The 14121-nt window shown below is 49.3% G+C and carries 13 protein-coding genes; 9 read left to right on the top strand and 4 right to left on the bottom strand.

The window, feature by feature from the left end; all coding sequences use genetic code 11:
• Positions 1-29: 29 nt before the first annotated feature.
• The 7 genes from ampG to M979_RS00555 all read left to right on the top strand — a co-directional run bounded on the left by ampG (position 30) and on the right by M979_RS00555 (position 8282).
• Positions 30-1505: a muropeptide MFS transporter AmpG gene (ampG, locus tag M979_RS00585; RefSeq protein WP_064553064.1), complete on the top strand. Its 1476-nt coding sequence runs from the start codon at positions 30-32 to the stop codon at positions 1503-1505.
• Positions 1506-1979: 474 nt separating this feature from the next.
• On the top strand, positions 1980-2927 hold the full coding sequence (gene cyoA, locus M979_RS00580; RefSeq protein WP_064553062.1) for a cytochrome o ubiquinol oxidase subunit II: 948 nt from the start codon (positions 1980-1982) through the stop codon (positions 2925-2927).
• A gap of 19 nt (positions 2928-2946) precedes the next feature.
• On the top strand, positions 2947-4938 hold the full coding sequence (gene cyoB / locus M979_RS00575; protein ID WP_034457980.1) for a cytochrome o ubiquinol oxidase subunit I: 1992 nt from the start codon (positions 2947-2949) through the stop codon (positions 4936-4938).
• Entirely contained in the window at positions 4928-5542 is a 615-nt protein-coding gene (locus M979_RS00570) for a cytochrome o ubiquinol oxidase subunit III (RefSeq protein WP_034457977.1), read from the top strand. The genes cyoB and M979_RS00570 overlap by 11 nt, the downstream gene beginning before the upstream one ends.
• Positions 5542-5871 (top strand): cytochrome o ubiquinol oxidase subunit IV, encoded by a 330-nt coding sequence (locus tag M979_RS00565; RefSeq protein WP_034457975.1) that lies wholly within the window; start codon positions 5542-5544, stop codon positions 5869-5871. Before M979_RS00570 ends, M979_RS00565 begins: the two co-directional genes overlap by 1 nt.
• A gap of 11 nt (positions 5872-5882) precedes the next feature.
• Positions 5883-6770: a heme o synthase gene (cyoE, locus tag M979_RS00560; RefSeq protein ID WP_064553060.1), complete on the top strand. Its 888-nt coding sequence runs from the start codon at positions 5883-5885 to the stop codon at positions 6768-6770.
• A 147-nt stretch (positions 6771-6917) separates the two neighbouring features.
• Positions 6918-8282: an MFS transporter gene (locus M979_RS00555; RefSeq protein ID WP_064553058.1), complete on the top strand. Its 1365-nt coding sequence runs from the start codon at positions 6918-6920 to the stop codon at positions 8280-8282.
• A 14-nt stretch (positions 8283-8296) separates the two neighbouring features.
• Here M979_RS00555 and M979_RS00550 read toward each other — a convergent pair whose 3' ends face one another.
• Positions 8297-8788, bottom strand: a complete 492-nt coding sequence (locus M979_RS00550; RefSeq protein WP_034457969.1) for a YajQ family cyclic di-GMP-binding protein — start codon at positions 8786-8788, stop codon at positions 8297-8299.
• A gap of 127 nt (positions 8789-8915) precedes the next feature.
• On the opposite strand from M979_RS00550, the gene panE reads away from it, so the two are divergent.
• Both panE and yajL read left to right on the top strand, forming a co-directional pair.
• Positions 8916-9830: a 2-dehydropantoate 2-reductase gene (panE, locus tag M979_RS00545; protein WP_064553056.1), complete on the top strand. Its 915-nt coding sequence runs from the start codon at positions 8916-8918 to the stop codon at positions 9828-9830.
• Entirely contained in the window at positions 9790-10380 is a 591-nt protein-coding gene (yajL, locus tag M979_RS00540) for a protein deglycase YajL (RefSeq protein ID WP_034457966.1), read from the top strand. The genes panE and yajL overlap by 41 nt, the downstream gene beginning before the upstream one ends.
• Positions 10381-10392: 12 nt before the next feature.
• On the opposite strand, the gene M979_RS00535 is transcribed toward yajL, so the two are convergent.
• Genes M979_RS00535 through M979_RS00525 form a run of 3 tightly spaced genes read right to left on the bottom strand, consistent with a single transcriptional unit; the run spans position 10393 to position 14087 of the window.
• Positions 10393-11193, bottom strand: a complete 801-nt coding sequence (locus M979_RS00535; protein WP_064553055.1) for a dimethyl sulfoxide reductase anchor subunit family protein — start codon at positions 11191-11193, stop codon at positions 10393-10395.
• 9 nt (positions 11194-11202) lie between these two features.
• A complete protein-coding gene (locus M979_RS00530) occupies positions 11203-11751 on the bottom strand; it encodes a 4Fe-4S dicluster domain-containing protein (RefSeq protein ID WP_064553053.1) in 549 nt (182 codons plus the stop codon).
• Between the two features lie 2 nt (positions 11752-11753).
• Positions 11754-14087, bottom strand: a complete 2334-nt coding sequence (locus tag M979_RS00525; protein ID WP_064553051.1) for a molybdopterin-containing oxidoreductase family protein — start codon at positions 14085-14087, stop codon at positions 11754-11756.
• Positions 14088-14121: the final 34 nt, after the last annotated feature.

The following is a 14121-nucleotide window of genomic DNA, read 5'->3' as shown; positions in this document are numbered from 1 at the left end:
CGTCATGCGGGCTGGATGTAGAGCAAAGTATGCCCAATCACTATCTGCGTCTCTTCCAGCAACCTAAGTCAGCCATTCTTTTGATTTTAGGTTTTGCATCCGGTCTTCCACTCGCCCTCACCTCCGGCACGCTACAAGCATGGATGACGGTCGAGAACATCGATCTTAAAACCATTGGTTTCTTCTCGCTCGTTGGGCAAGCCTATGTGTTTAAGTTTCTGTGGTCGCCGGTTATGGACAGATATACGCCGCCGCTGCTTGGACGGCGTCGTGGTTGGTTGCTGATCACCCAAATTCTGTTGTTGGTTGCTATTGCAGGCATGGGTTTTCTTGAACCCGGCTCGCAGTTACGTTGGATGGCAGCATTGGCTGTAGTGATTGCTTTCTGCTCGGCCTCTCAAGATATCGTCTTTGACGCGTGGAAAACGGATGTTCTTCCAGCTGAAGAACGCGGCACGGGTGCAGCAATCAGCGTGTTGGGCTATCGACTGGCGATGCTGGTATCGGGTGGTTTAGCGCTCTGGCTTGCGGATAGATACCTTGGCTGGCAGGGCATGTACTGGTTGATGGCCGCACTGATGCTGCCTTGTATCATCGCTACATTGCTTGCCCCAGAGCCCACTGATGCAATTCCGGTCCCAAAAAGCCTTGAACAAGCAGTGGTCGCTCCACTGCGTGATTTCTTTGGCCGCAACAATGCATGGCTTATTCTGCTGCTGATTGTGTTGTACAAACTCGGGGATGCATTTGCCATGAGTCTGACAACCACATTTTTGATCCGCGGCGTAGGTTTTGATGCCGGTGAAGTCGGTGTGGTGAATAAAACACTGGGGTTGATTGCCACAATCGTTGGCGCACTCTACGGCGGCATTTTAATGCAGCGCCTGTCACTGTTCCGCGCATTGCTGATCTTTGGCATTTTGCAGGGTGTCTCTAATGCTGGTTACTGGCTTCTGTCGATTACCGATAAGAGCATGTTCAGCATGGCAGCCGCCGTCTTCTTCGAAAACCTCTGCGGTGGCATGGGTACAGCGGCATTTGTCGCGCTTTTAATGACACTGTGTAATAAATCGTTTTCTGCCACTCAGTTTGCGCTGCTTTCAGCCTTATCCGCAGTAGGCCGCGTTTATGTTGGTCCGATTGCCGGCTGGTTTGTTGAAGCGCAAGGCTGGCCCACGTTTTACTTATTCTCTGTTATTGCCGCAGTTCCAGGCATTCTGTTGCTTCTGGTTTGCAAAACAACGCTGGAATACACCCAGAATAACGATAGTTTCATTCCGCGAAGCGAATTTTCTTCCGCTTATCGTATAGCTCTGCAGGCATTGATGTTAGGTTGTGCTCTGTTGGCGGTATGGTTGGTGGTATTAATTACCAATGCGACGGGCCTGACAAACTGGGCGTTCAACATTCAATTCCTGGAGTGGGGAGCGTTATTTGCAGTTGGTGGCGTTTTACTCGGAGGGATACTTGATTATCTGGCGTTGCGAAAATCAGCTTTAGTGTAAAATTCGTCAGATTAATAAAAATAATAAATTTCGCTCAGTAACTATATCGTTCAATTAACATGCAAATATTTATGCGATGAATTATTTGACGAATGCAAGCCTGTTTTTTTGCATTATTAGCACGAAAATTATTTTCTCCGCACCTTTAACCGATTCAGCCAGTTGGTAAATTAATTTACAGCTCACTCCGTTTGTTAATTGATGCCATTTTGTTAAATTTATGTTTAACAAAATGATTGGTTATACCAATTAACCTTCACTATTTATAGCAACATAGGTTTTCGTTATAACCCAGCGTGGTCGCGGGCTATCTCGATATTTTACAGTTTGTTGCATTCTATGTGACATTGTCGGCAGAACCCGGTAACACCACACTGACACTACGCCATTCATGTTTACAGTAATGTAACCTTCCCGTAAAATGCCTCCACACTTTAAACGACAATTAGAGCTCCCCGGAATTGAGGTCGTTAAATGAGACTCAGGAAATACAATAAAAGTTTGGGATGGTTGGCATTAATTACAGGCACGTTTTTACTTAGTGGCTGTGATTCTGCGCTTCTGGACCCCAAAGGACAAATTGGACTGGAACAACGTTCGTTGATACTGACAGCTATCGGGCTGATGTTGATAGTCGTAATACCCGCTATCGCAATGGCTATCGGTTTTGCCTGGAAGTATCGTGCTTCAAACAAAAACGCCAAATACAGCCCCAACTGGTCGCACTCCAACAAAGTTGAAGCTGTAGTCTGGACGATTCCTATCCTTATCGTCATCTTCCTCGCGGTACTAACCTGGAAAACCACGCACGCTCTTGAGCCAAGCAAACCGCTTGTTCACGATGCGAAGCCGGTGACCATCGAAGTTATCGCTATGGACTGGAAATGGTTCTTCATCTACCCAGAGCAAGGTATTGCTACGGTGAATGAAATCGCCTTCCCAGCCAATACCCCGGTGGAATTCAAAATCACTTCTAACTCAGTGATGAACTCCTTCTTTATTCCGCGCCTGGGCAGCCAAATCTACGCAATGGCAGGCATGCAAACCAAATTGCACCTGATTGCTGATGAAGCGGGCACCTACGACGGTATTTCGTCTAACTACAGTGGTAAAGGTTTCTCTGGGATGAAGTTTAAGGCAATCGCCACCCCAGATATGGACACCTTTAACCAATGGGTTGCTAAAGCTAAACAATCTCCAGAAGTCATGAACGATATGGCGACTTACGAGAAACTGGCACAGCCTAGCGAATACAACAAAGTCGAATACTTCTCCGCTGTTAAACCTGATTTGTTTAAAGACGTTATTAACAAATTCATGGGGCACGGGAAGAGCATGGACATGACCCAACCTGAAGGCGAGCACGCAGCGCATGAAGGAATGGAAGGCATGGACATGAGTCACGCGGAAACCTCTCACTAAGGGGCCGAGGAATAATACGATGTTCGGAAAACTTACACTGGATGCAGTCCCATATCATGAACCCATTATCATGGTTACGGTGGCAGCAATTATCGTCGGGGGACTGGCGCTAGTTGCAGCTATCACTTACTTCGGTAAGTGGGAATATTTATGGAAAGAGTGGTTCACCTCAGTTGACCACAAACGCCTCGGCATAATGTACGTGATTGTCGCAATCGTCATGCTTCTGCGTGGCTTTGCTGATGCCATCATGATGCGTAGCCAGCAAGTTCTGGCTTCCGCCGGAGAAGCAGGCTTCCTGCCACCTCATCACTACGACCAGATCTTTACCGCCCACGGCGTAATCATGATCTTCTTCGTGGCGATGCCATTTGTTATCGGCCTGATGAACGTTGTCGTGCCGTTGCAGATTGGTGCGCGTGACGTTGCCTTCCCATTCCTGAACAACCTGAGCTTCTGGTTCACCGTTGTAGGTGTGGTGCTGGTTAACCTGTCTCTTGGGGTTGGTGAATTCGCTCAAACCGGCTGGGTGGCTTATCCGCCGCTATCGGGCATAGAGTACAGTCCGGGGGTCGGCGTCGATTACTGGATATGGGCACTACAACTCTCGGGTATCGGTACGACATTAACGGGTATTAACTTCTTCGTTACTATCCTGAATATGCGTACACCTGGCATGACTATGTTCAAAATGCCGGTGTTTACCTGGGCTTCACTGTGTACCAACGTACTGATTATTGCGGCATTCCCAATCTTCACCGTGACCGTCGCACTGTTAACCCTTGACCGCTACCTTGGCACCCATTTCTTTACCAATGATATGGGTGGCAACATGATGATGTATATCAACCTCATCTGGGCATGGGGCCACCCGGAAGTTTATATCCTGGTGCTGCCGGTGTTTGGTGTGTTCTCAGAAGTGGTTGCGACATTCTCGAAAAAACGCCTGTTCGGTTACACCTCTCTGGTGTGGGCGACCATCGCGATTACGGTACTGTCGTTCATCGTTTGGCTGCACCACTTCTTCACCATGGGTAGCGGCGCGAACGTAAACGCCTTCTTTGGTATCGCCACCATGATCATCGCCATCCCGACCGGGGTGAAGATCTTCAACTGGCTGTTCACCATGTATCAAGGCCGTATCGTGTTCAACTCCGCGATGCTGTGGACCATTGGCTTCGTTGTCACCTTCTCTATCGGTGGCATGACCGGTGTTCTGTTAGCCGTTCCGGGCGCTGACTTCGTACTGCACAACAGCCTGTTCCTGATTGCCCACTTCCATAACGTAATTATCGGTGGTGTGGTGTTCGGTTGCTTCGCTGGTCTGACTTACTGGTGGCCAAAAGCTTTCGGCTTCACGCTGAACGAAACCTGGGGCAAACGCGCATTCTGGTTCTGGATCATCGGCTTCTTTGTCGCATTTATGCCGCTGTACGTGCTGGGCTTCATGGGTATGACTCGTCGCCTGAGCCAACAGATTGATCCGCAGTTCCACACTCTGCTGGTTGTTGCAGCTTGTGGTGCAGCGCTGATTGCGCTGGGCATCCTGTGCCAGTTGATTCAGTTCTATGTCTCAATCCGTGACCGTGAGCAGAACCGAGACCTGACAGGTGACCCGTGGGGTGGCCGTACGCTGGAGTGGTCAACGTCTTCCCCTCCTCCGTTCTACAACTTTGCCCACCTGCCGCACGTTCATGAGCGTGATGCATTCTGGGAAATGAAAGAGAAAGGTGAAGCGTACAAACAGCCAACGCATTATGAAGAAATTCATATGCCACGTAATAGCGCAGCGGGCATCGTTATTGCCGCGTTCGCTACCGTGTTTGGTTTCGCGATGATCTGGCACATCTGGTGGATGGCGATTGTTGGCTTTGCCGGCATCATCATCACCTGGATTGCAAAAAGCTTCGACGAAGATGTGGATTACTACGTTCCGGTTGCGGAAGTTGAAAAACTGGAAAACCAGCACTTCGATGAAATTACCAAAGCAGGGCTGAAAAATGTCAACTGAAACTCTCACTCACGCTAACGCCCACGCCGCGGAGCATGGGCATCACGATGCAGGAACCAATAAGGTCTTTGGTTTCTGGATCTACCTGATGAGCGACTGCATTCTGTTCTGTTGCTTGTTTGCTACCTATGCCGTTCTGGTGAACGGCACTGCCGGCGGCCCGGCAGGGAAAGACATTTTCGAACTGCCATTTGTGCTGGTTGAAACTGCCCTGCTGTTGTTCAGCTCCATCACCTACGGCATGGCGATCATCTCCATGAACAAAGGTAACAAGAGCCAGGTTATCTCCTGGCTTGCGCTGACCTTCCTGTTTGGTGCGGGCTTCGTCGCGATGGAAATCTATGAATTCCATCATCTGATCAAAGAAGGTTTCGGCCCGGATCGTAGCGGCTTCCTGTCAGGCTTCTTTGCCCTGGTTGGTACGCACGGTCTGCACGTAACTTCTGGTCTGGTCTGGATGGCGCTGATGATGTTCCACGTTTACCGTCGCGGCTTGACCAGCACTAACCGTACTCGCCTGATGTGCCTGAGCTTGTTCTGGCACTTCCTGGATGTGGTATGGATTTGCGTATTCTCGGTTGTTTATCTGATGGGGGCGATGTAATGAGTCATTCAAACGAACACGCTGGCGCCCACCACGGTAGCGTTAAAACCTATATGACTGGTTTTATCCTGTCTATCATCCTGACGGCAATCCCGTTCTGGATGGTTATGACAGGAACAGCGTCCCACGCAGTAATTCTTGGCGTGGTACTGGTGAGTGCTGTAGTACAGATTTTAGTTCACCTGGTGTGCTTCCTGCACATGAACACCTCTTCTGAGGAACGTTGGAACCTGGTGGCCTTTGCCTTTACTGCGCTGATAATAGCCATTCTGGTGGTCGGCTCTATCTGGATTATGTGGAACCTCAACCAGAACATGATGGTTCACTAAGAGCAGCCTATATGATGAAGCGGTACCTACAAGTCACTAAACCAGGAATTATTTTCGGCAATTTAATTTCTGTTATTGGCGGATTTTTACTGGCCTCAAAGGGCAGTATTGATTATTCCCTGTTTATCTCCACCCTTGTCGGGGTGTCGTTGGTCGTTGCTTCGGGTTGTGTTTATAACAACTTCATTGACCGCGATATTGACCGCAAGATGGAGAGAACCAAGAACAGGGTTTTGGTCAAAGGCTTGATTACGCCGAAAACCTCGCTGGTATACGCCACCTTGTTGGGTATTGCTGGCTTCATGCTGCTGTGGTTTGGTGCTAACCCGCTGGCCATGTGGTTAGGCGTGATGGGCTTTGTGGTTTATGTCGGCGTTTATAGCCTGTACATGAAACGCCACTCCGTCTATGGCACGCTAATTGGCAGCCTGTCAGGTGCCGCACCGCCAGTCATTGGTTACTGTGCTGTGACCAATGAATTTGATGCCGGTGCTTTAATCCTGCTGGCTATCTTTAGCCTGTGGCAGATGCCGCACTCGTATGCGATTGCCATCTTCCGCTTTAAAGATTACCAGGCGGCTAACATTCCTGTGTTGCCAGTGGTTAAAGGGATTTCGGTCGCGAAAAACCACATTACGGTTTATATCATCGCTTTTGCCGTCGCAACGTTGATGCTGTCGCTGGGTGGTTATGCTGGATGGAAATATCTGGTCGTTGCCGCCGCAGTCAGTGTCTGGTGGTTGGGCATGGCATTACGTGGTTATAAAGTGGAGGACGATAAAGTCTGGGCGCGCAAATTGTTCGTCTTTTCAATCGTTGCTATCACCTCATTAAGCGTGATGATGTCGGTCGATTTCATGGTGCCAAATTCACAAAATCTTATGACTTACGTCTGGTAAGTCATGAACCTCATAAAAGGGCGCAATTGCGCCCTTTTTTATTAGTGCCATCAAGCATTCCGCATTGTAATATTTATTAAACAACCAGCCATTTACCCTCCCCTTCCCACGCACTACACTAAGGCCTGCTTTTTATCTGAGGTGGTAATGAACGATTACAAAATGACGCCTGTCGAGTTACGTGCGACGTGGGGTTTAGGCACGGTATTTTCACTACGCATGCTCGGCATGTTTATGGTGCTACCGGTTCTTACTACTTACGGAATGGCGCTACAAGGTGCAAGCCAGGCACTGATTGGTATTGCCATCGGCATTTATGGCCTTGCTCAGGCGGTCTTCCAGATTCCATTTGGCCTGCTATCCGATCGTATTGGCCGTAAACCGCTAATTATCGGCGGCTTGCTGATTTTCGTGCTCGGTAGCGTGATTGCTGCTCTTTCAGATTCTATCTGGGGCGTGATTCTTGGCCGGGCATTGCAAGGTTCTGGCGCAATTGCTGCGGCCGTAATGGCCCTGCTTTCTGATTTAACTCGTGAACAGAATCGTACCAAAGCCATGGCCTTTATCGGCGTGAGCTTCGGCATCACCTTTGCCATCGCTATGGTACTTGGCCCCATCATCACCCATAACCTCGGTTTAAATGCGCTGTTCTGGATGATTGCGGTATTGGCAAGTTGCGGCATTTTAATCACCCTATGGGTGGTGCCAAATACTAAAAGCCATGTGTTGAACCGCGAGTCCGGCATGGTGAAAGGCTGCTTTAGCAAAGTGCTGGCAGAGCCAAAACTACTCAAGCTGAACTTCGGCATCATGTGCCTGCACATCATGCTGATGTCGACATTTGTCGCTCTTCCCGGCCAGCTTGAACAAGCCGGTTTCCCGGCGGCTGAGCACTGGAAAGTTTACCTTTGCACTATGTTGATTGCTTTTGCTTCGGTGGTGCCATTTATCATCTATGCAGAAGTAAAACGCCGTATGAAACGCGTGTTTGTGGGCTGTGTGGCACTTTTGCTGATTGCTGAAATTGTGCTGTGGGGTTCCGGTCCGCATTTCTGGGAATTAGTGCTGGGTGTTCAGCTCTTCTTCCTGGCGTTTAACCTGATGGAAGCCATTTTACCGTCACTGATCAGCAAAGAATCTCCGGCAGGCTACAAAGGCACGGCGATGGGGATTTATTCCACCAGCCAGTTTTTAGGCGTAGCCATTGGCGGTTCTCTGGGCGGATGGATTGACGGGTTGTTTGATTCGCAGACGGTATTCCTGATGGGCGCATTGCTGGCAATGGTGTGGCTACTGGTGAGCAGCACGATGACCGAGCCGCCGTATGTAGCAAGCCTGCGAATTGAATTACCGGAAGATGTGGCCGCAGATGAATCACTGAAACAGCGTTTGCTGGCTCAACATGGCGTGAGTGAGGTGAATATTATCGCGCAGGAACGCAGCGCCTACGTGAAGATAGATAGTAAGCTAACGAATCGCTTTGAGATTGAACAGTTGGTGAAAGGGGCATAAAGCCCCTTTAAAAATCAGTCGCGGAAGTTTTTAAACTGGAACGGCTGCCCCAAATCACCACCACGAACCAGCGCCATTGCGGCCTGTAAATCGTCGCGAGATTTGCCGGTGACGCGCAACTCTTCGCCTTGAATCTGCACCTGAACTTTTGCTTTGCTGTCTTTAATCAGCTTCACAATCTTCTTGGCAATGGCAGATTCGATGCCCTGCTTAAGTTTCGCTTCAACGCTCCAGGTTTTACCGCTGTGCACGAACTCTTCCGGCACATCAATTGAAGCGCCTTCAATACCGCGCTTAAGCAGCTTGGCACGAAGAATATCCAACAGTTGGTTGACCTGGAAGTCAGACTCGCTGGCAACTTTGATGGACTGATTTTTCTCATTCAGTTCAAATGTTGCTGGCACATTGCGGAAGTCAAAACGAGTAGCAACCTCACGTTCCGCGTTTTCAATCGCGTTACGCACTTCCTGGATATCAATTTCAGACACAATGTCAAAAGATGGCATGCTTTCTTCTCCCTCTCTTTTTGTTGCGTTGCATAATACCTGCTGGGCCGCGCAAAACAACCCGTTAAAGCAGGAGAGAGCCCTGTATAATATAGATTAAGCAAAACATCTGCTGCCAGGAGGCAAAATGAAAATCACCGTGCTAGGTTGCGGTGCGCTCGGCCAACTCTGGCTGGCATCGCTTTTTAAGCAGAGACATGAAGTTCAAGGATGGCTGCGCGTGCCGCAACCTTTTTGCCATGTCAATCTGGTCGAAACTGATGGAAGCGTGTTCAACCAAACGCTTATCGCCAACGATCCTGATTTTCTCGCCAGCAGCGAATTATTGCTGGTGACACTAAAAGCATGGCAGGTTTCTGACGCCGTGAAAGCACTGGCGGGTAAACTTCCAACTAACTGCCCTATTCTGCTGCTACATAATGGCATGGGCACTCTCGAAGAGTTAGGGGCATTGCACCAGCCACTCTTATCAGGCGCTACCACGCATGCTGCGCGGCGCGATAACAACATCATTATTCACGTCGCCAATGGCATCACACATATTGGGCCTGGGAACGCTGCGGGCAACGATTTTAGCTTTCTTGCAGATATGCTGCACCACGCGTTACCTGAGATTGCCTGGCACGACAACATTCTTGCGGCGAACTGGAAAAAGCTGGCAGTGAACTGTGTGATAAACCCACTTACTGCACTCTACAATTGCCCGAACGGTAAGCTGCGCCATCATCAGAGTGAAGTTAATGAGATATGCCATGAGGTTGCCAGGGTGATGGAACGCGAAGGTCACCACACTACGGCCGAAGACTTGATTTATTATGTCGGCAAAGTTATCGAAAGCACGGCAGAAAACATCTCGTCGATGCTTCAGGATGTGCGGGTCGAACGCCACACCGAGATTGATTACATTACTGGTTATTTACTGCAACGCGCGCGCGCCCATGGCCTTTCAGTGCCGGTGAACAGCCGCTTGTATGAGCAAATAAAGCGTAAGGAGAATGAATATGAGCGCTCGAGCACTGGTTTGTCTGGCTCCTGGGACTGAAGAGACTGAAGCCGTCACCACTATCGATCTTCTGGTCCGTGGCGGTATTAGCGTTACCACAGCAAGCGTTGCCAGCGATGGAGATCTGACGATTACCTGTTCGCGTGGGGTAAAACTGCTGGCCGACGCGCCGCTGGTTGAAGTCGCAGACGGTGAGTACGATATCATCGTATTACCAGGCGGCTTAAAAGGTGCGGAATGTTTTCGCGACAGCCCACTGCTGGTTGAAACCGTGCGTCAATTCCATCTTTCGGGGCGTATCGTCGCCGCTATTTGTGCTGCAGCCGGTACGGTATTGGTTCCGCATGAACTTTTCCCCATCGCCAATATGACAGGCTTCCCAGGGCTGAAAGAGACGATTCCAGAAGCTCAATGGCAAGATAAACGTATGGTCTGGGACCCGCGTTTTAACCTGTTGACCAGCCAGGGGCCCGGCACAGCCATGGATTTTGCTCTGAAGATAATCCATCTGCTGGTAGGGAAAGAAAAAGCCGCTGAAGTAGCGGCTCAGGTTGTATTGCCTCCAGGCATTTTCGATTATCGAGTCTAAGCAGCAAGCGCCCTAAAACCAGGGCGCTCCACTCATGACGTTGCCATAAAACAACATCCGGCCTGCAAGTTCACCCGATAAAATTATCCCCACCAGCAACATCCCTGCAAATAAAGGGATTTTTCTACTGCCTGCGCGAGATAATAACCAGACACTCACGACAACGCTTGCCAGCAACTGCCACCAGAACAGGACACTGCCGGCATCCGCGCCGGGAATATGGTATCGCATCCACAGAGCCAGAATGATCAACGCGATTCCCAGCAACAACCCCGCTTTAATCGTTGCCGGGAGATTTTGCTGAACATAATTTGCCATGACATTGATACTGGCAAATCCAAGCAATAGTGCGGAGCCAAAGAAGGCAAACGGCGTGGCGAGGGTGTTCCACAATGGGTGTAGTGTCATCTGGTAATAGATCTGAGAGCTGACCAGGATCGCGCCAATACCCAGCAAACAAACACACCAGTTGGCGACTTTCATCCATACAGAGTCATTCGCAAACCAGCACATTAAAAGCCACAGCGTCAGCCCCCCATTAAGCAAAATAAAGGCGACAACTTCACGACTAAGCCATGAACGCCCAAGGCCTGCAAAAGCCCGATAAGCGCCTAATGGCGACCCCAAATGAGCCAAAGAAGCACAGGAGCCGATTATGGTTATCAGCCAAAAGACCAATGCAATTTTACGCACAGTCGGTGTATCAAAAACTCTATTTTTTCCAGATTGACAAAGAGTTAAAGCGATTACACCGCCTATTCCCCATTGCGCCAGAACCGTAAAGAATACGAGTGGTAATTCATAAATTTCCATATAAACCCCTTACTCATCCGCAGGAATGATCACGATATTTGGCCCACTGATCCGATGGTCTGGCAGGTGATAACGTTTTTCCAGCCGTTCCCAGGGAGTTTGATACTCCGCTCGTAGTGCAGAAATTTCACCAAAACGCAGTACACCTGCTGGGCATGACTCAACACAACGGGGCAATAACCCTTCATCTAGCCTCTCGGCACAAAGATTACATTTACTCGTTTTGCCTTCATTGGGATCAAACACGGGTGCGTTATAGGGACAAGCCATAATGCACATACGGCAACCAATACAGCGATCGTGATCCTGTACTACGATGCCATCAGGACGTTTATGGTAGGTATTTGCCGGGCAAACTTTCATGCATTGTGGATCGTCACAGTGGTTACAGGACATCGTAATAAATGCCTGACTGTTTGGATCATCCGTACGGCATTCCCTTACACGTCGCCAAAGTACACCCAGAGGTGTTTCGTTTTCTGATTTACACGCCATGCTGCAAGTTTTGCAGCCATAGCAATTTTTCATATCGATGAGAAAACCATATTGTTTAGCCATAGTTACGCCTCCCTTCTCACATCAACCAAGGTGCTGTTACAGCAATGTCCGTTGCTTAATGGTTCCACATGATCATTCGTCACATGACTACTACTGCCGCCCTGTTGCTCCCACCAACCGTTATCTAACGACACCACACCCCGCTTAATATGGCTGGTCACATCCGCAATTGCCCGATGTTCACCGCGATGGTTATAAACAACCACCCATTCGCCAGCGCTGATATTGCGCGAACGCGCATCATCTGGATGAATCATTACGTTTGGACGGTTGCGTTGCACCTCGAGGATCCATTCATTCATACCGTGGCTTGAATGAACGCTGCGGGCCAACTTGCGTTGCACCGCCATGAGAGGGTATTTTTTCGCAAGCTCAGGAGAACCTTTTACTGACTCAGCAACCTGTTTCCAGGTGACCACCGGTGAAAAGTTTTTCTTTTGCCACTCTTCTATAAACAGATTTGCTTTGCCGGTACTGGTGCGGAACTGCCCGTCTTTGAATGGAATCCAATCGCCCTGTGTGGGGCGAACGGGCCCTTGAGCCAGCATCTCTCGAGTAATACCAGAACCTTCAAGGCAGGCATCAATGTAGTGCTCTATTGGCTGGTTAAACACCTCACCAAACCCAAAGCGCTCTGCAAGTTGGGCAAAAATCCAATAGTCAGGTTTTGCTTCACCCGGCGGTTCCACGGCCTTTTCCATCAATTGCACATAATGACTACGTACACCGGCCATCAGGCTCACGTCTTCAAAAATAGTCGTTACCGGAAGCACCAGATCCGCATACAGCGCCGAAGAAGTCATTAGGTTGTCCGCAACCACAACAAAAGGAACGCTTTTGAAGGCTTCACGAACCTGGTTGGTATTCGGGAGTTGAGTCATGGCTCCCATCGTCATGTTCCACCAGAACTTAACAGGATGAGGTTTTTGCTGGACAACCCATTCCCCAATTTTCGACACAGGGATTGGCGCGATCTTTTTGGCATTTGGTGCAGGTGGAATAATCGGGGAAAACTTAGCCATCTGCCTTGCACCACCAGCATCGCAAACACCAGCGCCCCGTTTACCGATATTCCCGGTAAGCAATGCCAGATAGAATTGGCTCGCAGCCACATAAGTTCCAAATTCAGTGCGCTGCGCACCCGACATATTCTGGATAATCATCGAAGGTGTTGTGCTGGCGTAATCACGTGCAAGGCGCAATACCGTCTGTTCAGGAATATCAGTTTCTTCAGTTACCCTTTGGACATTCCAGGGCTCTGCTTCTTGTTTTATCTGGTCAAGAACGGTTGTAAACGCGCTGCCTACTGGCAATTCGTTGCTAAAAAGAGCGGGCAGAACGCCTGGTAAGTCATGGCGCACAACGCTCTGACTATGGGTATCGAAGACCAGATAGCTATCCGGATCTTCAGCTTTTTCACGCAATAATTTTTGCTGCGCATCTACCAGATAAACAGCGCCGGTATGTGCCCTCAAAAATTCAGCGTCATAACGCTTTTCATCAATGATGATTTTGATCATCCCCAAAGCCAAAGCGATATCCGTACCTGGAACAATAGGGACCCACTCATCAGCTTTTGCAGCCGTTTCATTAAAACGAGGATCAATAACCACCATGCGTGCGCCATTGCGCTGGGCCTGACTGTAATTTTTGAAATAAGCATGCATGGTGACTGCTGGATTATTCCCCCAGCAAAGAATATAACGGCTGTCGGCTATCGTATCGCGTGTATCGGCATAGCGAAGACCCAGCATTGGTATCATCGCCGCAGTCACCGCTGCACAACAAAGAGACCCAGCCTGTTTGGTTGATCCTCCCAGATAATCGAAAAAGGCTTTCCCCATATCATTCTTGATGGAGTCCATATTCCCGGCATGGGTGGTGATTAAAAGCCCTTCATTGCCATGATCCGTAATCGTGTCACGAATCTTGTTTTCGATAAGATCGAGAGCTTCATCCCAACTGATCGGTTTAAAAATCCCTTTGCCTTTCTCACCTGTCCGCAAAAGTGGCTGGGTCAGACGTAGCGGGTGATATACCCATTTGGTACGGCTAATACCGCGCAGGCAACATTTCACATTGAAATCTTTGCTTGCCTCAATTTTGATCAGCCGGTCTTGCCAGACAAAGGCCGTCAAATTGCAATGTAAGCACTCCATTGCACAGGTGGAACGGTAGGTCTTGTAATCCGAGAGTTTCAGGCGCACCCGTGGCAATGGCTCACCATTTGCCTGGCGTAGACCCAACATGCAGGGTGTAAGCGAAGCCAACCCAACAACTCCCATCCCTTTAAGTAACATTCTTCGTTGTAATCGATATTTGCTCAACGCTTCCATGAAATACCTCCTGTTTTAATCACCATTAGTGAAT

It is taken from the genome of Buttiauxella noackiae ATCC 51607, from assembly GCF_001654865.1.
Taxonomy (GTDB): domain Bacteria; phylum Pseudomonadota; class Gammaproteobacteria; order Enterobacterales; family Enterobacteriaceae; genus Buttiauxella; species Buttiauxella noackiae.
Note: the sequence above shows the minus strand (reverse complement) of the source record. Positions and strands in the feature narration are given on the sequence as shown.